The sequence below is a fragment of the Rhodospirillales bacterium genome, from assembly GCA_016710335.1.
Taxonomy (GTDB): Bacteria; Pseudomonadota; Alphaproteobacteria; order Rhodospirillales; family Defluviicoccaceae; genus JADJXQ01.
In genome coordinates this window covers 13,300-34,756 of sequence record JADJXQ010000002.1, presented here as the reverse complement: position 1 = coordinate 34,756, position 21,457 = coordinate 13,300, and the positions used below count along the sequence as shown (strand labels likewise).

General features: G+C 63.6%; 16 protein-coding genes. 10 read left to right on the top strand and 6 right to left on the bottom strand.

The genetic code is table 11. From position 1 onward, the window contains the following. Positions 1–46: 46 nt before the first annotated feature. From IPM60_03410 to IPM60_03385, 6 genes are all read left to right on the top strand, one after another. On the top strand, positions 47–379 hold the full coding sequence (locus IPM60_03410; GenBank protein ID MBK8906966.1) for a GPW/gp25 family protein: 333 nt from the start codon (positions 47–49) through the stop codon (positions 377–379). Next, entirely contained in the window at positions 376–2,976 is a 2,601-nt protein-coding gene (locus IPM60_03405; GenBank protein ID MBK8906965.1) for a baseplate J/gp47 family protein, read from the top strand. The genes IPM60_03410 and IPM60_03405 overlap by 4 nt, the downstream gene beginning before the upstream one ends. Beyond that, the gene (locus IPM60_03400; protein MBK8906964.1) at positions 2,963–3,541 is read left to right on the top strand and encodes a hypothetical protein; all 579 of its coding nucleotides are present in this window, start codon (positions 2,963–2,965) and stop codon (positions 3,539–3,541) included. The genes IPM60_03405 and IPM60_03400 overlap by 14 nt, the downstream gene beginning before the upstream one ends. Before the next feature lie 130 nt (positions 3,542–3,671). Then, positions 3,672–3,857, top strand: a complete 186-nt coding sequence (locus IPM60_03395) for a hypothetical protein (GenBank protein ID MBK8906963.1) — start codon at positions 3,672–3,674, stop codon at positions 3,855–3,857. 121 nt (positions 3,858–3,978) lie between these two features. Continuing rightward, on the top strand, positions 3,979–4,977 hold the full coding sequence (locus tag IPM60_03390; GenBank protein MBK8906962.1) for a PASTA domain-containing protein: 999 nt from the start codon (positions 3,979–3,981) through the stop codon (positions 4,975–4,977). A 19-nt stretch (positions 4,978–4,996) separates the two neighbouring features. After that, complete coding sequence (locus IPM60_03385; protein ID MBK8906961.1) at positions 4,997–5,527, top strand: hypothetical protein; 531 nt, start codon at positions 4,997–4,999, stop codon at positions 5,525–5,527. A 6-nt stretch (positions 5,528–5,533) separates the two neighbouring features. On the opposite strand, the gene IPM60_03380 is transcribed toward IPM60_03385, so the two are convergent. The 4 genes from IPM60_03380 to IPM60_03365 form a co-directional block, all read right to left on the bottom strand. After that, the gene (locus tag IPM60_03380; GenBank protein ID MBK8906960.1) at positions 5,534–6,313 is read right to left on the bottom strand and encodes a hypothetical protein; all 780 of its coding nucleotides are present in this window, start codon (positions 6,311–6,313) and stop codon (positions 5,534–5,536) included. An 11-nt stretch (positions 6,314–6,324) separates the two neighbouring features. Continuing rightward, a complete protein-coding gene (locus tag IPM60_03375; GenBank protein MBK8906959.1) occupies positions 6,325–9,045 on the bottom strand; it encodes a CHAT domain-containing protein in 2,721 nt (906 codons plus the stop codon). Positions 9,046–9,108: 63 nt separating this feature from the next. Further along, entirely contained in the window at positions 9,109–9,747 is a 639-nt protein-coding gene (locus IPM60_03370; protein MBK8906958.1) for a hypothetical protein, read from the bottom strand. A gap of 233 nt (positions 9,748–9,980) precedes the next feature. Further along, on the bottom strand, positions 9,981–10,340 hold the full coding sequence (locus tag IPM60_03365; protein ID MBK8906957.1) for a hypothetical protein: 360 nt from the start codon (positions 10,338–10,340) through the stop codon (positions 9,981–9,983). Between the two features lie 588 nt (positions 10,341–10,928). Between IPM60_03365 and IPM60_03360 the strand changes: the two genes are divergently transcribed. Both IPM60_03360 and IPM60_03355 read left to right on the top strand, forming a co-directional pair. Then, positions 10,929–13,676: a choice-of-anchor I family protein gene (locus tag IPM60_03360; protein MBK8906956.1), complete on the top strand. Its 2,748-nt coding sequence runs from the start codon at positions 10,929–10,931 to the stop codon at positions 13,674–13,676. Positions 13,677–14,045: 369 nt separating this feature from the next. Further along, positions 14,046–17,798 carry a 5'-nucleotidase C-terminal domain-containing protein gene (locus tag IPM60_03355; protein ID MBK8906955.1) on the top strand — a complete coding sequence of 1,251 codons (3,753 nt, stop codon included), beginning with the start codon at positions 14,046–14,048 and terminating at the stop codon, positions 17,796–17,798. 53 nt (positions 17,799–17,851) lie between these two features. On the opposite strand, the gene IPM60_03350 is transcribed toward IPM60_03355, so the two are convergent. Together IPM60_03350 and IPM60_03345 are read right to left on the bottom strand one after the other, a co-directional pair. Continuing rightward, entirely contained in the window at positions 17,852–18,202 is a 351-nt protein-coding gene (locus IPM60_03350; protein MBK8906954.1) for a hypothetical protein, read from the bottom strand. Between the two features lie 144 nt (positions 18,203–18,346). Beyond that, positions 18,347–19,045 carry a hypothetical protein gene (locus IPM60_03345; GenBank protein MBK8906953.1) on the bottom strand — a complete coding sequence of 233 codons (699 nt, stop codon included), beginning with the start codon at positions 19,043–19,045 and terminating at the stop codon, positions 18,347–18,349. Positions 19,046–19,559: 514 nt separating this feature from the next. Here IPM60_03345 and IPM60_03340 point away from each other — a divergent pair. Beyond that, the gene (locus tag IPM60_03340) at positions 19,560–20,624 is read left to right on the top strand and encodes a patatin-like phospholipase family protein (protein MBK8906952.1); all 1,065 of its coding nucleotides are present in this window, start codon (positions 19,560–19,562) and stop codon (positions 20,622–20,624) included. 304 nt (positions 20,625–20,928) lie between these two features. Next, positions 20,929–21,315, top strand: a complete 387-nt coding sequence (locus IPM60_03335; GenBank protein ID MBK8906951.1) for an STAS/SEC14 domain-containing protein — start codon at positions 20,929–20,931, stop codon at positions 21,313–21,315. The last annotated feature ends 142 nt before the right edge of the window (positions 21,316–21,457 follow it).

The window sequence follows — 21,457 nt, the reverse complement described above, 5'->3', positions numbered from 1 at the left end:
GACCACCGCTGCCGGGCTGGCGGTCTCGGCAAGGGGCGGCGTCGACATGATCGAGGGAGAGGCCGGCGTCCGCCAAGCGCTTCTGCTTCTGTTGATGACCGTGCCGGGTGAGCGACTCATGAGGCCGGACTACGGCTGCAATCTGCGGCATCTGTGTTTCTGGCAGAACGACGCGACGACGGCGGGACTGGTGATTCATTACGTCCGGCAAGCTTTGGCGAGGTGGGAGCCGCGGATCGAAATCGTGCGGCTCGACGCGGTCCGCAACGAGGCTGAGCCTTCGCGGCTGGACATTCTGCTGGATTACCGCCTGCGCGAGACCCAGCGCATGGAGACGTTCGCGCTATCGCTCGATCTGATGTCGCCGGAGGGACCATGATCGGGTCGCCGCCCAAACTGGACGATCGCACGTTCCGTCAGCTTGTCGACGTCGCCGTTGCCCGGATTCGGCAGGAATGCCCCGAATGGACGGATTTTCGCGCCGGTGATCCGGGAATAGTCATCCTTGAGGCGTTCGCCTACCTCACCGGCGTCATGCTGAACCGGCTGAACCGGCTTCCTGAAAAGGCGTACATCGAGTTTCTCAGGCTGATGGGGGTTCGGCTGCAGCCGCCGTTCGCCGCCTCGGTCACCCTGCACTTCAGTCTCGCCGTCCCCGTCGCGCGCCCCGTCAACATCCCGCGGGGAACCCGGGTTACGACCGGCCGCTCGCAGGGATCCGCCGAGCCGCCGACTTTCTCAACGATGCGCGACGTGACCATCAAGCCCGGCGAAACCAGCGTCGACGTGGTCGGGTACCATGGGCAGCTCGTAAGCTGGGAGGCGGCAGGCCAGGGAACTGGCTTGCCGAGACACTATGTTCGGGTCGCGCGGCCTCCGATCGTCGCGCCGACCGGGGACGAACTCGACTTGGTGGTCGGGGTCGAAGCGCTCGAGAACGAAGTGGATCCGGCGGATCGAGCGGTTCAGGTTGGCTCAAAGACGTTTCGAATCTGGCGGGAAGTCGAGAACTTCGCCAACAGGGCGCCGCACGAGGCGGTCTATGTTGCGGATCGCCTCTCCGGGCTCATCATGTTTGCGCCGGACCTGCAGCTGCACGGCGGCGGTGACGATGCAGCAGACGTCATCGCCCTCGGCGCGGTGCCGGGCGCCGGAAGGCAAATCGTCGTCAGCTACCTGACCGGCGGCGGCGTCGACGGGAATGTCGCCGCCGGGAGCTTGACTGTCCTGCGCGATCCCTTCAACGGACTTCAGGTGACCAACCTGGAACCCGCGACCGGCGGGCGCGCCGGCGAAACGCTAGAAAACGCGATGATCCGCGGCCCGAAGGAGCTTCATTCCCTTCAGCGCGCCGTCACCGCCCAGGACTATGAGCTGGTGGCGCAACGGGTCTCCGGCGCCATCGATCGGGCCAATGCGTTTACAGAGGCGATGCTGTGGAAGCATGCGCGGCCGGGCTCGGTCCTGGTTCTACTGGTGCCTCACGTCCCGCTGGCCGCTCGCGACAACGGCCGCGTCGGCGCCGATCAGCTGGTTGCGCATCAGAAGGAAGACGACCGCGCCCGCGTTCTTTCTGCCCTGGATGAGCGGTGCACCCTGGGGACGCTGTGCCGGGTCAACTGGACCCGCTACAAGAGCGTACAGATCGAAACCCGCATCGTCGTTGCCCGGGAGGAGAACAAGGCGGCGGTTCGCGATCGGGTCTTGGCGCGCTTGTACCAGCGGATCAATCCGTGTCCGTCGCCGCCGGGTTGGAGCGGCTGGCGATACGGAGAGGCGCTCCGGGACTGGCACGTCTACGAACTCATTCGGTCGGAACCGGGCGTCCAGTACGTGGACTCGATCCGGCTCTCTGTGGAGTCGGCGCCGGAGAAGCATGTCTACGCCCTCGCCTCCGACGCCTTCCAACCGCGCACCTTCTACGCCGCGACGGAGCACCTGTTGTTCCGCACGAGCAACGGCGGCGACGGATGGGAGTTGATCAACGAGTTCCCGGGTGAGACCGTCACCGTTCTGCGCTGCTCGACGCGGGAGAGCGGCAGCGGCCCGCATCGCGCGGGTCTGGTCGTCGTCGCGACGAAGATGGCGCCACCGGAAGAGCGTTCGCGCGTGCACGTCACCACAGACTGCGGCGAAACCTGGCGCATGCTGGGACAGATGGATTTCGCGATCGAAGACGTCGCGCTGCTGTTTCGCGATGGCGAGCCGATCCTTCTTCTCGCCACCGACGCCGGGCTGTTCGAGATCACTCTTCGGGACGATGCCGTGCCGTTGCAGATCCTGGTAGATCCTGCCAATCAGGGACTTGGATTTCGCGTCATCGCCATCTCGACAGACGTCTCCGGGATCACCCGCGTCGCGGTGGCGACCTGCGGCGACAAGGGCGTCTGGCTGTCCCACCAGGGCGGCCGCCGCGAGACGTTTCACAAGATCGGTCTGGAGGGCGAAATGGTTCGCCGGCTTGCGGTACAGCATGACGGGCCGCATGCCTACTTGTGGGCCGGAATCTACGAAGCGGGCGAGGGCGCCGGCAAAGGCTGCTTCCGCTATCGTCTGACGGCGTCGTCCGACCTGGTCCTGGGCTGGGAGCCGTTCGGCACGCGATGGCAGGGCGGCAGCTGTCGATCGTTGACGTTTCACGGACGGACGGTGGTCGCGGGGACACGGCTTGCCGGCGTCGTCTGGCTGGATCCCACGACCGCAGACCCGGCCTGGAACGTGCCGGAGATCGGCTGCGGCCTGCCGTTGCGCACTGCCAGCGGTTTGCACCCGATCGACGCCGTTGCCGGAACCGCTGATGGCTCACTGGTGCTGGCTTCCGGCATCGAGGGAATCTACCGTGCCGCACGCCCCGACGGCCGGTACGAAAAATGCTCCCGCAAGACTTACGAAGACCGCGTGACGATTCCGGCCACATGGCTGTTCTGTTCCGGCTGTCACGATGTCCAGGTGTTGAGCGAAGATGAGACGAACTGAGATCGAAGACCTCTTGCCGGAGGTGTTTCGAAGGACAAGCCGCGATGGCAATCCTCTGCGGGCGCTGCTGAGCGTGATGGAAGAGATGCACGCGCCGTCGGAAGTCGCCTTCGAGAACATCGACAGCGTGCTCAACCCCTATCGCTGCCCCGACGAATTCGTCGTGTACCTCGCCCACTGGGTGGACTTGGCCCGCATTCTCGTCGGCGACGACGGCGCCGGCGGGGGGGGCAGGAAAGGGATCTCGAGCGGAGCCGGCAATCTTCGCGAACTGATCATGATCGCCTCCTACCTGTCGCAGTGGCGCGGCACCCGGCGCGGGCTGGTGCGGTTTCTCGAGACGGCGACCGGCATCACCGGTTTTCGCATCGAGGAAGACATACCCGACCTCGAGGGGCGATCGCGAACCTTCCATATCCGGGTGACGGTGCCGCCTGCAGCGGCGATCCACGAGACCCTGATCAGACGCATCGTGGACGCCGACAAACCGGCCTACGTCAGTTTCGACTTGGTTTTCGAAGAAGCGGCACAGGATCAGGGAGAACCGCGCGGGAGCGGAGTATAGAGAAGTATGCCGTCAACCGAAATCGGCCGATGGCATTTACTTACTCTATTGTATAATGATTTAAAGCACGACCACGCGGTAAAATCGCCCGCACCGTGCTCAAGTGCAACTTTGACCGAGGAGGATCGCCATGGTACTGCCGATCATAGGCTTGATATTCGGTGCACTGCTCATTCTGGACGGGATCTTCGGATGGGGCCTGGTTCGCGTGGTACCGGGCGCGCCCGGCTCCAAGAACAGGACGTACGTCCGTATCTCGGAAGCAATAGTCGGCGTCATCTTCATCGTCTTGGCGGTGATCGAGCTGTCCGCTTGAGGTGACGGCTTCGCGAGGGTACGGACTTGGGACAAGAGTCTGACGACGCAAACGAAGCGTGCCGGTGCCCGGCGGAATACGGACACCGGCGCTGCAACGATGAACACGACGGAGGGCTTGGATGGCGGCAATAGCGACGATCACGGCGTCACAGACGGCGCTGAAGCTGGATAGCGCGGGGCGCGGCGAACATCACTTCACGGTGACGAACGTGACCGACCGGCGCATCCAATTCGGGTTCCGGGTCATCGCCGATTCCGGACCGCCGGGTGCTGTTTTCGGGGAAGGCGACGACCTCAAGGATCGGACGCTCGGGCCGAACGAGACCACCAAGCTGGTGGTGCATATCGCGGTTCCGAACAATACGCCGAGGGGCCAGTATCCGCTCCGCCTGCGTGCGTACGACACGACCCGGCCCGGGGACCTCTACACCGACGGTCCGACGGAGATGCTGGAAGTGTCCGGCGGCAAGGTCGAGGAGCCGGACCGGAAGATCCCGTGGATGGTGATCGCCGTCGTCGCCGCCGTGATCGTCATCGGCGGGGCGGTTGGGGCGTATTTCTTCCTTCGCGACGGGGGAGACGCGATGATCGCCGTTCCTGACGTCACGACTAAACCGTTCGATCAGGCGAACGCGGCGATGACGGAAAAGGGTTTCGCCGTGTCCCGGGAGAACGTGGAGAGCAAGCAAGCTGCAGGGACCGTCGTCGGAACTCGTCCTCCCGCTGGCCAGGAGTTGGAGAATGGGGGCACCGTCACGCTTTTGGTGTCCACCGGAAGCCAGACGTTCAACCGTCCGATGTACAAGGGACACCGGCTGGACTGGTGTTTGAAATGGGGGCAGCATTGCGGCGCGCCGGCGTCAACGGCGTGGTGCCGGACCGAGGGTTTCCAGGGCGCGAGCGCCAACGTGAAAGCCGACGACATCGGAAGTCCCAACGCACCGACGTTCGTCATGGGCGACGACAAACTGTGCACCGACCGCGTCTGCGACGGCTTCGAATCGATTACCTGCAGCAATAGCGTGCAGCCGGACGCCGTGCGTGTGAACTTCTTGGCAGAAATTCTCCGGGACAACAGCGCCCTCAGGAGCAGGATACTGATTCCCAGGCCGCAATGACCTCGACAAGGTGCTCCAAGTGAAGAGCCCAAAGCGCTTTTTTGTTCTGCTTGCGGTGCTGGCGGCGCTATGCATCGCCGGCGTCGGCGGCAGCCTGTTTGGTGGCAGCGATGCCGGCGATCGCGATGTCGGCAGCCTTGCAAAGAGCTTGGAAGCGTCGATCGGAAGCTGGTTCGTCAGTCCGGTAGACACGCGCGACCTGAGCGCCGGAAGCAACTGCAATCTACAGAACGACAACCTCACGATCGCCGCCGGGGGTGCGTGCGCCGTGAGCATCGGACGCTCCGAGACCGTCCGGCGGCGCCTTGATGTGGCACTGCAGACGCCGGGACTCGTCCAGGCCCGGCTCCAGCCGGCGACGCCACCGGCCGACGACAAGCCGCGGCCGGTGGCGGGCGAGATCATTTTGCGCAACCCGTCCTCGACGAGCGCCAGGACGAACCAACAGGAAGCGTCGTTCCCGGTCTACGGCGAAGGCGGGGTGCTCCACTTCAGCAACTGCCAAGCCGGGCGTTCGACGATGCCGGTTTGCGTATTGCGTCTCCGCTGATTCGCGTCATGCGCTCCCACGATCGACCCGGAGCGCCTTCACGACGGACGTGATCGAACCGAACAAGAAGAAGATCGCCCAGATCACCGCCAGGATGGCGGCGATCAGCGCCCCCACCGCGTCGGTAATGCTGACCAGAATGATCGGCACGAAGCCGTGCAGGAAGCTGACGACGACAGTCGCGAGCAGCGATGTCAGGATGATGAGGACGAGACCCTTGCTTTCCAGAAATCGTTGCTGTGCGAGGACCAGACACACGGCGAATGCAAGTTTCAGGAACAGAGTGAAGGCGAGCAAGACTGCGGCGCCGCCCCGGTCGAAGAAGCCCCAGATCGCCATGTAGGCGATGGTGCCGAAGGGCGCCGCCACGAACAGCCCGACCATGGTCAGCAGCATCTGGATCGCGATGAAGATCAGGACGATGGCGGCGATGGCCATCAGCAGCGCGAAGATGAACGTGGCAAGGCCCTGGACTCTCCCATGTACCCGCGCCGGTACGAACAGCGACACGCCCATCAAGCCCACCGTGAACAGGATCAGGCCGTCGATCAGAGCGAGATAAGGGATCCCCAGCCCCGGCGGAGCGTCTCCACGGCTTCCGCTGTTGAGGTCCGCCATCGTCTTATTGACGTCGACGGCGGGATCGATCGCGGCAATCGACTTTCGCATTTGGGCGGGGTTTGGTTCAACCGCGCCGATGCCGAAAGACGCGCCGATTTCGACGAGAACCGCCACAAATATGAGCGCGACCGCAAGTAAGAACAGCGGTTTTCGAAGTTCATCCATCTCTTTACCTCTCACAGGCCGTTACCGATGAGTATGAACGGCGCCCAATAGTACGGATGCTTGAGACGGTCGACGATATGATGATCCGTTTCTTGTTCCGACAGGCGCATCGCGCCGCGGTCTAGATCCGCCAGTACCTGCGGGTCGCTTTCGATGAGTTCGATCTGGGCCCGCTGCAACGCTTCTGCCTTGCCGATGTCGCGGTCTTGCAGGTGGCGATAGAAGGCGTTCATCAACGCCTGGGTGCCGCCGTCATCGACCTTCCAGAGCGATGCGACCGAGGCGGCCGCGCCGCTTTTCTGCATCAGCCAGCCGAAGCCGAGGATCTCGACGCCGCTTCCGCCACCGACGGCCGTTTCGCACGAGCTGAGCACCATCATCTCGACATCGGTCAGGGACCAGCCCTTGAGTTCCTCCAGCCTGAGGACGCCGCCATCGCCGAACACGATGAACGAGTTCATCGGCGAGCCCGGCAGGAACTCCGCGTGTGTGGCGAGGTGCACGACGGAGTGCTGATTGGCGTACCGCCTTACCGCTCCGGCGGAGAACGCCACATCGGCGAGCCTCGTCATTTCGGGAACGAGACCGGCAAGGTTTTCGATCTCGGCGTTCGCCCCGGGAAGGCCGGTGAAGGGCCAGCTCTTGTCACCGACGACAACCACCCGATCCGTGGCGCCGAACGCGCCCGCGAGGACGCGCATCGGGCCGGATGGTGGCGCCTGCGCGAAGTTGGTAAGACCCAGGGCAGAGACGTAGTTTATTGCGAAGCGCTCCGCCAGCCACCGCCCCTGCCGGTCCTGCAACGCACCCAATGGCACATATCGAAGCTGCCCGTCGGGGATATAGACGATGTGCGTCGTTTCCAACTCGGCGAAGACGGGCTCGAAGCGCTCGATCAGCCATCCGTACAGCGTTTGAGCGTGCTTCGACGCGTCGCCGGATCGGCCGGCAAGAGCCGAACGCAGGTTCAGGATCTCGCGATCGAGAACATCGCGCGACACATCGACCGAGTGGCGAAACGGTCCGCCGAACTTCGTCGTCAGCAACACCTCCATCCGGTCCTCGAGGACGATCGGGTAGAGAGCAACGGCGTGCGGCGGCAGCCTCTTGCGGATCGTCTGCAGTTGTGCAGGGTCGACCGTCTCGCCGGAGGCCTCGGTGCTTCTTTCCGACATCAGATCCCGGACCTCGGGGCTTTCGATGAACTGGTGGAAATCGTCCATGAGCGCGTCGGACTTCTCGATCAGTTCGTCGTAGCGCGCGTCATCCGCCCCCGAACGCAACAGGTCATGCAGGACGAGAAGATCGACGATGAGTTGCTCCAGCCGCTGCTCCTCGTCCGTCAGATCGACACCATCCGAGGCCGCCTCGCTGGACCGGACGATGTGCAGGAAGTCGTCCAGTTCCTGAATCTTCAAGAGGTCCAGCACCGCCTGCGCTTCGGGGAGCCGCTCCTGACGGAGGAGGAGGTCGGCCAGGCGCCGGTAGGTGTCCGAGATCTCGCGGGCGTACGACGCTTGCTGTTCGCGCTGCAGTCGGCGCAGCCCGGTCCGGATCTTCTCCGTCACGTTGACGGACTGCTTGTAAAAGACGATCGCGACTTCTGGGCGCTGTTCCGCCTCCATGACGGACCCGATGTTGCTCAAGATCTCGAGCTCAGCGGCGGAAAGACCGACGGCCCTCGCCTTCGCCAGCGCGAGAAAGTAGAATTGTAGCGCGTCCTGATACTGACCGAGTACTTCGTGTGCCTTGCCGATACTGTCCAGCGTGTTGGCGAGCCCAACTGTGTTTCCGAGGGATTCGAATGTGGTGGCGGCTTCGCGCAGAAGCGGAAGCCCCTCGGCCGGCTTTCCCGTCGCGGCGTAAAGGTATCCCAGATTGTTGAGTGTCTCGGCTTCGCCCAATCTGTCTCCCACTTGGTGCCGGATTGCCAGCGCCTCCCTGTAGAGTTCCTGTGCCTGCCGATTTTCGCCTTGCCGCTGATGCAGGAAGGCGATGTTGTGCAGCGTCGTGGCAAAGCCGTCCCGGTCGCGATCGCGCCGCAGTTCGAGCGCCGACCGATAATGCTCGCGCGCTTGATCGGCTTGGCCCAACGCGGCATAGACCAAGCCCAACTTGTTCTCGACGGAAGCTATCTCCAAAGGCTCCGGCTCGGACAAGGACGCCAGGATAGATTTTGACTGCTGATAGTGGTCGATGGCGTCGGCGTACAACGCCTGTTCGTAGCGTAGCATCGCGATATTGGAGAGCGTCCGCGCCTCGCCCTGCGGGCTGCCAGTTTGGCGGCGAAGGGCGAGGGACTGGCGGTAGAGACGATCCGCCGCCTCGAAGTCGCCCAACCCGAAATGGAGCGTACCCATGCTGTTCAGGATCGCGCCACGATCCGAGGCGTCCGCTTCTTCGTCGAACAGATCCAGGGCCTGACGATATGCGGCGATGGCGCCCTTCTTGTCGCCGTCCGCTTCCAGCTTCAGAGCTTTCTGTAGCGCTTGCCGTTTCGCCAGAACCGCTGCGGCCCGCTCGCGGAGTTGCGATGCTTCGTCTGGCGGACTCTCAAGCTCCGGCGAACCGCTCGGCTTCGACGAGCCCATCGGCATTTGGGCCGGCTGCAGAGCCAGGCTTGGCGACGGAGGAGGGGGCCCGCTGAGGGTCAGCAGAAAGGCCAAGCCGCAAGCCGACCTCGCCAGCCCCAGGCGCCGCAACAGAATCAGCAGGCCACCAACACCCGTCATTGACTTTGCTTGCGATTACGCTGAGTCATTTCGCTGCTTCACCGAGTGGTCGGCAGTGCAGGCCTATTGCAGCCGGAGATCGATCAGAGCCGCCTCACGCTGCAGCCGTTCCGCCTCCTGCTCGAGTTGTGCCGCCTGGGTCTCCAGTGCCTGCTGCTCCCGCTCCAGTTGCTCCAGGCGCGCCTGCAGATCGTCCTCGGCCGGATCCTGGCTGCCGACGACGCGGAAAACAGTTCGCGGCGGCTCTTCCGTGTCCGGCTGCGTGATGACGGGCGCCGGCGAGAGGACCCGCGGGTGCGGCGACGGGCGCGGCTCGTAACGCCGCTGCCCGGCGGCGGTCCGCATCGTCTCCGGTCGGACCATGGCGGCGCGGAGTTGGGCACGTTCGGGCACTGCTCCGGTGTCCGTCGAAAAAGTTCTGGATTGGGACGGCGCAGATAGCATTCGTGCTTGTGTCTGCGCGCTGGGCTGATTGGCGAGTTGTTGGCGCTCCCTCTCGATCTCTTCGGCCCTGGCGTAGAGTTGCTGCGCCTGTCTGGATGCCGCGGCCGCGCGCTGCTCCAACTGCGCCTTTCTCTGCATCAGGGATCCCGTCGAGCCGTAGCTCGTCGGCGCGTCGGGGGAAGTTGTTGGTGGCTGCTGCGGAACGCACGAGACCGCCAGGAACGTTCCGAAAATGAAGACCGGGTAATGGTGTCTCACGTTCGCCTCCTCTGCTGAGGTCCGGCGTCCCGCCACGCTGTCTTTTTCTTGTCGGGGCTCCGATTCTACGCCGGATCAATGTCAATGCAGGGTCTGCTCCGTTGCGCAAGTCAGGATGCCGGCCCTCGACCTCTTAATCTATGAACCATGTCACAGAGCGCCGGCAGTCGCTCGGCACCGCGTCTCGGCGAGCAGGCGCCTGCATCGTTCGCTCTCCCATCAAGCTCCAGGCGCTAGCGTCCGAACCAAGGCTGAAACAGCGTGTCTGACGGCGCCTCGCCGCCTCGTGGCAGTTCCCGCTCGGCGGCCGGCGCAGGCGGCATGGCGCCGACCGCTGCCGCGCCGGCGGCATTCAGTCCCGCCGCGACGCTGAACACGGTCAGCGAGTTCAGCAGATAGAAAACTGCCCTGATCGCAAGGATCTTGATTGTGGTGTCGAACAACAGGACGACGCCGAACAGCAAGCTGAGGGCCAACCCCGTCCAGGCGCCGGGAAAACCGAGTTCGCGAACGAGCGTTCCCGTGATCATCGTCACTGACGCGCCCGCGACGAGTGGCGTCAGCATCGGCTTCGATCGCAGAAAATCTTCCATCGGCTCACCCCTGCTCGGATTGTCTGTTCTCTCGCTGCCCGTTTTCCCGCTGATCCTAACCCGCAGTTTAGGATCATCCGGGTGCCTACTCAACTGGGTCTGAAGGTGTGCTATGCAAATCAAGGCGATTACATACAAACAACATCCTCGCAAGTGCAGGGGCCTCCGGCGAACCCGCGTGGTTCATGAAGGCCCGCGGCGCCTGATGGCCGCATCATAAGGCCGGACACACGACCGCACCGCGACACATGTCCCAAACCAACAGAGATCGCGCTGGTCCTCCCGCCATGCCTCTTCTGCGCTACCTGCACTGACGACGGCGTAGCTCCCGCCAGTCCGAGCGGGCGGCTGACGCAGAAACGTCATCAACCAATCATGTCGACATCATCGGCTGGTCATCGTCCCGACCTAAGGGTGGGCCGCAATCCGTCCCGCTCCAGGCTCGTTACGCAGGCCTTCGGGGGCCCGATTGCACTTGGCGAGGGACTCCGCAGGGAAAGCGGGCACGCCGTAGCACCCAGTAGACAGATTACCCGATAGACAGATCAAGAGCAGGGCAACAACCGCGATGGACGAGGGAGCAGATAAATGGCAATCGAATTGACGCGTATCGGCGCGTACCGTTCCGGCGTGTTCGATCAGGGTGCGGCCGAGATTTCGGCGTTCGATCCGGTAACCCAGCGGCTGTTCGTGGTCAACGGCGCCGAAGAGGATGCTGCGGGCAACTCCAGGCTGCCCGGCGTCGACGTGCTCGACCTGTCCGACCCGGCCGCGCCCGAACTGTTGTTCTCGCTCGACTTCTCTGGCCGGGCGGCCACCAGCGTGGCGGTCGCCAACGGCATGCTCGCGGTCGCGCTCCCTCAGGATCCGGTGACCGATGCCGGCGAGGTCGCCTTCTTCCCGACCTCGGTCGGCGTCCAAGGCTTCAGCCTCGGGCGTGTGACGGTGGGCGCCCTGCCCGACATGCTGACTTTTGCGCCCGATGGCCAGCGGATCCTGGTCGCAAACGAAGGCGAACCCGACGAAGGCGTCGATCCCGAAGGCTCGATCTCGATCATCGATCTTAGCAGCGGCGTGATCGGTGCGACCGCCCGTTCGGTCGATTTCTCGGCCTTTACCGGCCTCGAAGAGACACTGCGCGCCAAGGACGTGCGCATCTTTCCCGGCAAGACCGCAGCCGAGGACTTCGAGCCCGAGTATATCGCGATCAGCCCCGACGGCAGCACCGCCTTCGTCACGTTGCAGGAGAACAACGCGTTTGCGGTCGTCGACATCGCCGCCGGCGCGGTGCTGGACATCGTGCCCCTCGGCCACAAGAATCACGGCAGCGCCCAGCCGACGGTCACCACATTCGATCTGACCGACCAGTTGCCGCTGCTCGGTATCACGCCGCACGGCCAGGAGATCGACCTCGGCGGGCTGTCGGGGTTGTTCTACGACGGGATGACCACAAGCGGTCTCTACCGCTTCTATACACTGCCCGACCGAGGGCCGAATGCCGCCACTTCGGACCTGAATGGGGACGGCAGCGCCGACCGGCCGTTCGTCCTGCCGGAATATCAGGCGCGGATCGTCGAGGTCCTGGTCGATCCAGCCTCGGGTGAGGCGCGGATCGGCGACCAGTTGCCGCTCAGCCGGGAAAACCCGTTGCAGAACGGCAGCTTCTTGCCGATCACCGGCATCTCCAACAACAGTGAAGACGAGCCGCCGGTGAACCTGCACGGCCAGCCGCTGCCGTTTGATCCGTTCGGCGGAGACTTCGAGGGCATCGCCGTCGAAACGGCCGATCACAGCTACTGGATGGTCGATGAGTACCGCCCCGCAATCTATCACTTCAGTGCCGGCGGCGTCTTGATCGACCGCTTCGTGCCAGAGGGCACGGCGGCCGCGGTCGGCGCCGCGGAAGGCACCTATGGCAGCGAGACCCTGCCCGAGGAGTACGCGAACCGCCGGCCCAACCGCGGCTTCGAGGCGGTCGCGATCGACGAGGACGAAGGCATCGTCTTCGCCTGGATCCAGACGCCGCTCGCCAATCCGGATCGGGCCACCTCCGATGCCTCGGACGTGATCCGCATCCTGGGCATCGACATCGAGACCGGCGCGCCGGTCAAGGAGTTCGTCCAGCTTCTTGAGGCGCCGGGGTTCCGCGATGGCAATGTCGACAAGATCGGTGATGCGGTCTTTGCCGGCAATGGCCGGTTCTTCGTCAACGAGCGCGACGACAGCCTCGAGGCCTTCGGCAAGAAGTTCGTGTTCGAGATCGACACCAGCTTTGCCACCAACGTCCTCGGCATGACCTTCGATGGCGACAGGACCCTTGAGCAGTTGACGGCCGAAGATTTCGCAACGCTCGGCATCACGCCGGTCGCCAAGACCAAGGTGCTCAACCTGCCGTCGATCGGCTACGACGGGGTGGACAAGTCGGAAGGCCTCGCCCTGCTGCCCGACGGCCGGCTGGCGGTGCTCAACGACAACGACTTCGGCCTGCTCGATCAGCCGGCGCCCGGCGACGGAACGGTGGCGCTCAGTCCCGACCGGACGAAGTCGGTTCTCGGCCTCATCGCCTTCGACGGCCAGAGCAACGGTCTCGACGCGAGCGACAGCGACGACGCGATCGCCATTCAGAACTGGCCGGTTTTCGGGATGTACATGCCGGATGCGGTCACCAGCTTCGCAGCCAAGGGCCAGACCTTCTATGTCACCGCCAATGAGGGCGATGCCCGCGACGAAGTCGAACGGATTGGCGATCTCGCGCTCGATCCGGAAGCGTTCCCGGACGCCGCGGCGTTGCAGGAAGACGAAAATCTGGGCCGGCTCGAAGTCTCGACGATCGACGGCGATCCGGATGGCGATGGCGACTTCGATCAGCTGTTCAGCTACGGCGCCCGCTCATTCTCCATCTGGGATGCCTTCGGCAATCTCGTGTTCGATTCCGGCGATCAGATCGAACAGATCACCGCCGAGCGCTTTCCGGAGTTCTTCAACGCCTCCAACGACGGCAATGAGTTCGATAGCCGCAGCGATAACAAGGGACCGGAGCCGGAGGGCGTGACGGTGGCCCAACTTGGCGATCAGACCTACGCCTTTATCGGCCTGGAGCGGATCGGCGGGGTGATGGTCTACGACGTCTCCGATCCGCATGCCCCGACCTTCGTCGACTACGTCAACGACAGGGATTTCGCCGGCGATCCGGAGAACGATGCCGCGGGCGACCTCGGCCCGGAGGGTTTGACAGTGATCACAGCCGACGAGTCGCCGAACGGCGCCCCCCTTCTGGTGGTCACCAACGAGGTGAGCGGCTCGACGAGCATCTATCAGATCGACCTCCTCGCCTAGCCGAGACCGATCGTCCAGCCACCGCCCGGGGTACCGTTACCGCAGTACGATACCCCGGGCACCCGCCGCAGACCTCACGCCTCCTGTATGGTTGACATGCCAGATCGAGTTACGGTGTCTTCATCTGCGAACCGCCCTGACATGCGAGTACATAAACCCGGCCACGGCGACGCATGTAAAAAACATATCATGTAAATTCCATACACGGGTCATCCTAAACCCTCTATAGTTTCTTGTAGACCGAAGCGTCAAAGCCGCCTTGTATTGAATTTTTGTACGGTGCGCTGAGGACAAGGCTGCTGGATACTTCTGGCCATCGTGCACGGCGGTCTGGGCTGCGCGACGTAGTTTGCCGCAGCGAGGCGAGATGTGCGTCAACATCAGGAGGGAGTGGTGGCGTTGAAACTGCAGCTTCTGCACGCTTCGGACCTCGAGGGTAGCGTCGACGCCATCGGCCTCGCCCCGAACTTCGCGGCAATCGTCGATTTCCTGGAAGACGACGGCAGCGTCGACGCCTCGTTGACGATCTCCGCCGGCGACAACTGGATATCCGGGCCCTTCTACAGCGCGGCCGGCGACAGTTCGCTGCGGGCGCCCCTCAACGACGCCTACAACCGGCTGTTCAGCACGACTGCTCCGGAGACCTTCGCGGATCTGCGCGAAGCGGCCGGCAGGGTCGACATCACCTTGATGAACATCATCGGCTTCGATGCGTCGGCACTTGGCAACCATGAGTTCGACCTCGGCACGCGCGAGATCAGCGATATCATCGCCGCCGACTTCCGCGGCGCCGGGCTTGCCGACGACCGCTGGGCCGGCGCCCAGTTCCCGTACCTCGGCGCAAACCTCGACTTCGCCGCCGACCCCAACCTGGGACGCCTATTCACCGATGCGGTGCTGCCGAACACCGCGTTCGCCTCCGGGCCGGAGCAATCGCTCGTGGGCGCCGCGGCGCCGAAGATCGCGCCCTCGACGACCATCGCGCTCGACGGCGAGTTGATCGGCGTAGTCGGCGCGACCACGCCGCTCCTCGGCCAGATCTCCTCGCCCGGCGCGACGACGGTGAAGGACCCGGGAGCCGGCACAAACGACATGGCGGCACTGGCGAGCATTCTGCAGCAGGCGATCGACGCGCTGAAGGCCGAGGGTATCAACAAGATCATCCTGACCACCCACCTTCAGCAACTGGCGCTTGAGAAGACGCTGGTCCCGCTCCTGAGCGGCGTCGACATCTCGATCGCGGTCGGTTCCGACAGCATCCTTGCCAACCCGGACGATTCGCTCAACCCGGGTGACGTGGCGGTGGACGGCTATCCGCTCGTGACTACCGACAAGGACGGCGATCCGGCGGTCATCGTCTCCACCGGCGGCGAATACTCGTACGTCGGCCGCCTGGTCGTCACCTTCAACGACGACGGCCTGCTTGTCGATGCGGCGGGCGCCCCGATCGACGCAGTCACCGATCTCGATCTTGCCGTGAACGGGCCGATTGCCACCACCGAAGAGAACGTTGCCGCACTGTGGGGAAGCCTCGATGGGGGCTTTGCCGAGGGCAGCAAGGGGGCCGAGGTGAAAACGCTGGTCGATGCCGTCGCCATCGTCGTCAACGATCAGGACGGCAACGTTTTCGGCCATTCTGACGTGTTCCTTGAAGGCCGGCGCACCGCCGTCCGCACCGAGGAAACCAACCTGGGTAATCTTTCGGCGGACGCGAACAAGGCTACGGCGCAAGCAGCCGACGCCACCGTCCTCGTCTCGATCAAGAACGGCGGCGGCATTCGCAACGCGATCGGCACGATCGTCGAGGAGCCGGAAGGCTCCGGCAACTACGTGACCGCGCCGACCGCGGCCAACCCCGAAGCCGGCAAGCAGGCGGGGCAGATCTCCCAACTCGACATCGCCGATTCGCTGCGCTTCAACAACGCGCTGACCCTGCAGACACTCACCGCCGAGCAGTTGCTCGCGGTCCTCGAGCATGGCGTAGCCGCCACAGCACCGGGAGCTACGCCAGGACAGTTCCCGCAGGTGAGCGGCGTCGAGTTCAGCTTCGATCCCGACCTGCCGGCAGGAGATCGTATCAAGTCCGCAGACATCGTCGACGACGCGGGGACAACTCTTGATGTCCTCGCGCGGGGCGGCGAGCTGGTCGGCGATGCGGCGCGGCCGATCCGGGTGGTGACGCTGAACTTCCTCGCCGATGGCGGAGATGGCTATCCGTTCAAGACCTTAGCCGACGCCGACCCGGCCTTTGCCGACCGGGTCGACCTAAAGCCGATCGATCCGGCGGCCGTGCGCACCGGTGCGGCGACCTTCTCCGAAGACGGCACCGAACAGGACGCCTTGGCCGAGTTCCTTGTGGCCCGCTTTCCGGCCGATGACGACCCGGCGACACCGGCATTCGCCGCCGCAGAAACCCCTGCTACGGAAGACACGCGCATCCAGGACCTGAACATTCGCTCCGACTCGATAGCAAAGGAGATAGTCGTGGGATTCATCACCGAAGAAGCGTCGATGGTCAACGGCCTCAACGGCTACACCGTTCAGCCGCTGTTCACCGTCGGCGAGACACTGGAGAGCAAGGGCGTATTCAACGGCCTTGCCGGCCCGTACACCCCGATCGGCATCCTCGACGGCATTGGCGGCTACAAGCTGGACGACGATACCGTCCGCGTCTTCGTCAACCATGAGGTTCGCCCCGAACAGGGCGCGATCTACACGGTCAACAACGGCCTCAGCAACGCCGACCCGCTCGAGTTGACCGGCGCCCGGATCAGCTACTTCGACCTGAGCACGACCGACTTCTCGATCGAGGACGCGGGCCTCGCCTACAACCGCATTTTCGGCATCGACGGCAGTCTGGTCCGCGATGCAGCCGAACTCGATACCGATCCGTCCGACAGCGATGGCGCTGCCGGCCTCAACCGCTTTTGCTCGGCGACTCTGTTTGAAGCCGAGTCGTTCGGTCCCGGCATGGGTCTTGTCGATAACGTCTACTTCGGTCCGCAGGAAGACGATAACGGCGTCTTCTGGGCGCTCGATGTGGAGAACGGCGACCTCTGGGCGGCGCCGGCGCTGGGCCGCGGCGCCTGGGAAAACCTCACTCAGATCGACACCGGCACCACGGACACGGTCGCCTTCCTGCTCGGCGACGACGACTATCCCGCCAACCTGCTCTATCTCTACGTTGGCGAGAAGGGCGGCTTCGGCGATGACAGCTTCCTTGACCGAAACGGCCTCAAGAAGGGCAAACTATTCGCCTGGGTGCCCGACGCCAATCTGGACGGCAATGCCACCAACGACATCAACACCGCCCAGTTCAACCAGCCCGGCCAGGAAGTCGCCGGCACGTTCGTGGCGCTGCAAAACTTCGATCTGAGCCGAGCCGGCGAGGAAGGCTATGACGCCTTCGGCTGGGCCTTGCAGCAGACGCTGCGCGCAGAAGCGGAAACCCACGGCGCGATGTTCTTCTCCCGGATCGAAGACCTGGCCACCAACCCCGCCGATGCCACCGAGGCGACGTTCGCCGCGACCGGCACCGATTTCTCAGGCATCACCCGCGGTGGCGTGCCGGAGACCTCGGGCACCTTCACGGAGATCGCCGACTTCACAGGGACGGTCTACACCACGCAGATCGATCTGAGCGATCCAAGCGCACCCACCGGCAGCCTGGCGATCCTTTATCGCGGTGATGCCGATGCCGCCAATCCGGCCAACGCCATTCTACGCAGCCCGGACAACCTGGAATGGGCCAACAACGGCTTCATCTACGTCCAGGAAGACCAAGCCGCGGTCGACTTCGGCGACTCCGCCGACCCGCAGGAAGCCTCGATCATCAAGCTCGATCCGTCGCTGGAACAGGGCGAGGACGGATATGCGATCCGTGTTGGGCAGATTGACCGCTCGGCAGTGGTCCCAGCCGGCACCACCGACTCTGACCCGGACACGGTCGGCCGTTGGGAAACCTCCGGTATCGTCGATGTCTCGACGCTGTTCGACAAGGAAGCCTTCCTGTTCGACGTGGAGGCCCATTCGCTCAGCGGTGGCGTGATCGCCGAGCAAGGCTTGGTCGAAGGCGGTCAGCTTTCCCTGCTGATGCCGGTGGTCGGGATGCTGATCGCCTAGCACGGCCCGCGCATCGGACCACACCGGATGACCGATACCGTCGTAGGCCGGGATCAGCTTTTTGATGCCAAGTGGTCGCGGGGGATGGGTCGCACCGTCGAGAGCATCGACAGGTCATCGGCCAAAATTTGCGCTGCGATGGAGCAGCAGACTGCAGCGACGCAGGAAATCAGCCACAGCGTCTGCGAAAGCAGCGCAGCGGCACGCGAGGTTGCGGAGTTGATTACCGAAGTGTCGCAGGATGCTCCCAGAACCGCCGCCAAGCCATCGACATTCAGCAGAAGTCGGGGCAGGTGGCGGGCAGCGTCGGCGGCCTGGCGATGGACATCTTGCGGGTCGAGCCGCTCCACCCCCACCGACGTCGTGCAGGCGGCGAGCAGCGAGAGCGCAAGTGCCACGACCAACGAGACGGCGAGCGCTCCGCCTTGATCATTCCGAGGCTGTGATCACCGAACAACGGAGACGGTTGTTTGCCGCTACCCGCGACGGAAGAGCGTTGTACGGACATGCGAACCGCGTCACCTGGACTGCCCGACCGCACTTTAGCCTCAACTTTTCGGCTTGAGCTCGACGCCAACTGCTTCGATGAAGTCAATTTCGACCAAATCGCCCACCTCCAGCGTTTGGAGCTTGCGCTGGTTCTCCGGGTTCTTCACATCAAGAGTCACAACCGAGCCATCGGCTCCCTTCAGCGTGACCCGATTATTGGCAAGATCAATGGCGGTGACCTCTGAGACCACCCGCGTCGCCTCGGCGAAAACGCGGCCGGGCGTCTCTCCGGGTTGCGAGCGGGCCGCTGCTATCTCCCGTGTTACACCGAGCGGCGCAGAACCGGACGGCATCGCCCGGACGCTGACCCTTTGATAGGCGCCAAGGATGACGACGTCTCCCTTCTTCAGGCGAGCAAGATCGACGCCTGCCGGTGCTTTCACGGTCTGGGTCCCGCCGTCAGCCCCACGCAGGGTCACACTGCGTGTCTTGGTGTCAATAGACTCAATCGTTGCTTCGGCCTCGGCGTAGGCTTCACCAACGACCGTCTCCGGTTGCGCACTCGCAGGCACCGCCGCCGGCCCGGATGCGGTGTTCCCGCTGTCACTGCCGCAACCGGTCAATCCTATGACCAGCGTCCCAAGTAGCAGTGGCGCCACGGCAAAACTGAAAAAACGATTCATTCTATTTTCCCTTTCTTTGTCGGAACGACGAACAACATGCACAAAAAATTGTGAGGAAGCCGCGTCGGATCTCATTTGATACTGCATTCGGCATGGGCGTTGTAAAAGGACGCTCTTCGAACATCAACGATCTGCGGGAGCCCGGGACGGCGCGTGTCGAGGAATTTCTGCCACCTGCTGGACGAACTGAAGACCGAGATTCTGGCTGAACTCGGCGCGCGGCGAAGATCCCGGACGGATCTCGGATCACAGTCTAGACTGACCGCTGTTATAGGTTCTAACGTCAACGACGCTCGCCCGCCGCGGGATGAACGCGGGCGTTCTGCACGCGGTGGACCGCGAACGCAGTCTGTCGCAGGGTGAACACAGAGGAACACAGAGAATGGGCTGGCGACTGATTCCTGACCCGGAAATCCCTGGCAGCGCTGGCGATAATTCCTTCGGTTCAAGGCGTTGGGACCGGCAGTTGCGCTGCTGGTTTTTCATGCTGATCTTTGCGGCCTTCCTCGGCCCTCTTCAGGCTTGTTCAACGCCCATACGTCTTCCGGCGGTCCCGAAAGAGCAGCAGGCCGCAGCGGTCGTCGACGGCATGACCGGGATTCGATATTGGCAGAAAGAAGATCTGGCGCGAATGCAGCAGGATGCCCGCGAGGCTTACGTGCGTGAGGCGGAGATGTTCGCCGCTGCCGGCAACAACGGGCCGCTGCCACCGGCCAATTTCCTCGCCATCTCCGGCGGCGGCGAGGATGGCGCCTTCGGCGCCGGGTTGCTGGTGGGGTGGACCGCCGCCGGCACTCGGCCGGAGTTCAAGCTCGTCACCGGCATCAGCACGGGGGCGCTGACTGCCCCGTTCGCCTTCCTGGGACCCGCATACGACAATCAGTTGAAGGCAGTCTACACGACCATCGCTGCAGAGGACGTTCTTGAAGAACGGAGCCGGTTGGCGGCTCTCTTCAATGATGCGCTGGCCGACAACGCGCCGCTCCGCCGCCTGGTCGCGAAATATGTCACTCAGGACATGCTGAAGGCGATCGCCGCCGAACATGCCAAAGGCCGGCTCCTCTTCATCGGCACGACGAACCTCGATGCCCGGCGGCCCGTGATCTGGAACATCGGCAAGATCGCGGCTAGCGGCAGCCCCGAGGCGATGGAGCTGATCCACGATATTCTCGTCGCGTCGACCGCCATACCAGGGGCGTTTCCGCCGACGATGATCGACGTCAAGGTCGATGATGCTCCCTATCAGGAAATGCATGTCGATGGCGGAGCCAGCGCCCAGGTCTTTGTCTACCCGCCCGCCCTGCAGGTCGCGCAGATCGCAAAGCTGGCCGGAGTCACCCGGGAACGACGGGCGTTTATCATCCGCAACAGCCGCCTTGACCCGGATTGGGCCGATACGGAGCGCCGCACCCTAAGCATCGCGCAACGGGCGGTCTCGTCGCTGATCCAGAATCAGGGGGTCGGTGACCTCTACCGTATCTATGCGACGACGGAGCGGGACGGCGTCGACTTCAACCTCGCCTTCATTCCCATGTCCTTCGACGTGCCGCTCACCGAACCGTTCGAGCAGCACTACATGAACGAACTCTTCAACGTCGGCTACGAGCTTGCTCGGGAAGGGTATCCTTGGGCCAAGGCGCCGCCCGGATACTGACGAACTGAATGAAACGGACTGAATTCATGTTGTGAATTGCATCCGTTGTTGTCGTCCATTGTGGTCGTCGGGACGGCGTTGATGTTCCCCGGGGTTGCCTTTGCCGTTGATCCCGGTTTCGGCGTCGGCGGAGTAGGGGCCGGCGTTACGCCCGGACGGGGTGTCGGGGCACCCGGGGTCGCGCCGGGTGTCGGCACGAGCGCCAAGGGGACGATAAGATGAGCCATCAGGAATCGCCCCTTGCGCGCGATTTTGTTCTATCATGCCGAACCGCTGCATGGCGGTGAAAAGGGCAGGAGGAACCATGATCAAGCTCAAGGCGGATGAGGCGGACCGCATCCTCATCATCGAGATGTCGGGGATGATCAGCGAAGCCGATATCGACGGCGCAATCGAGTCCTTGCATGTACAGTTTCCCGCGGTCGGTGTGCATCTGCGCGGCGGCGCGGGCCGCGGCTTCAGCATGCTGGTGGACTGGCGGGATCTCGAAGCCTGGGAGAAGGGGGCCAAGACGCTCGGATTGCTGACCGCCAAGACGATCGGCGATTCGGTTCGCAAGGTTGCGGTCGTCTCCGGGCCGCAATTTGCCGATGAGCAGCCGCGCCTTGCCGACATTGCCCCGGGCGCGAAATTGCGCTTCTTTCCGCCCGAGCGCCGCGACGACGCGCTGGCATGGTTGCGGGGACAGTGATCGTACCCATTTCCTGGCCCCGGCTTGCTACGTTCTTCCTAATGCAGCAATGGTGCATTCAAAGAACGCGCCATTGTTGCACGTAGTCTCTTGATTATCGTGAAAACTACAAGTCGTTCGATTGAATCATCCCAATGGTCTG

What these genes read in the sequence shown, in the direction of transcription:
- IPM60_03410 (MBK8906966.1), top strand. Translation starts at nt 47, where the DNA reads ATGATCGAGGGAGAGGCCGGCGTCCGCCAAGCGCTTCTGCTTCTGTTG.
- IPM60_03405 (MBK8906965.1), top strand. Translation starts at nt 376, where the DNA reads ATGATCGGGTCGCCGCCCAAACTGGACGATCGCACGTTCCGTCAGCTT.
- IPM60_03400 (MBK8906964.1), top strand. Translation starts at nt 2,963, where the DNA reads ATGAGACGAACTGAGATCGAAGACCTCTTGCCGGAGGTGTTTCGAAGG.
- IPM60_03395 (MBK8906963.1), top strand. Translation starts at nt 3,672, where the DNA reads ATGGTACTGCCGATCATAGGCTTGATATTCGGTGCACTGCTCATTCTG.
- IPM60_03390 (MBK8906962.1), top strand. Translation starts at nt 3,979, where the DNA reads ATGGCGGCAATAGCGACGATCACGGCGTCACAGACGGCGCTGAAGCTG.
- IPM60_03380 (MBK8906960.1), bottom strand. Translation starts at nt 6,313, where the DNA reads ATGGATGAACTTCGAAAACCGCTGTTCTTACTTGCGGTCGCGCTCATA.
- IPM60_03375 (MBK8906959.1), bottom strand. Translation starts at nt 9,045, where the DNA reads ATGACGGGTGTTGGTGGCCTGCTGATTCTGTTGCGGCGCCTGGGGCTG.
- IPM60_03365 (MBK8906957.1), bottom strand. Translation starts at nt 10,340, where the DNA reads ATGGAAGATTTTCTGCGATCGAAGCCGATGCTGACGCCACTCGTCGCG.
- IPM60_03360 (MBK8906956.1), top strand. Translation starts at nt 10,929, where the DNA reads ATGGCAATCGAATTGACGCGTATCGGCGCGTACCGTTCCGGCGTGTTC.
- IPM60_03345 (MBK8906953.1), bottom strand. Translation starts at nt 19,045, where the DNA reads ATGAGATCCGACGCGGCTTCCTCACAATTTTTTGTGCATGTTGTTCGT.
- IPM60_03340 (MBK8906952.1), top strand. Translation starts at nt 19,560, where the DNA reads ATGACCGGGATTCGATATTGGCAGAAAGAAGATCTGGCGCGAATGCAG.
- IPM60_03335 (MBK8906951.1), top strand. Translation starts at nt 20,929, where the DNA reads ATGATCAAGCTCAAGGCGGATGAGGCGGACCGCATCCTCATCATCGAG.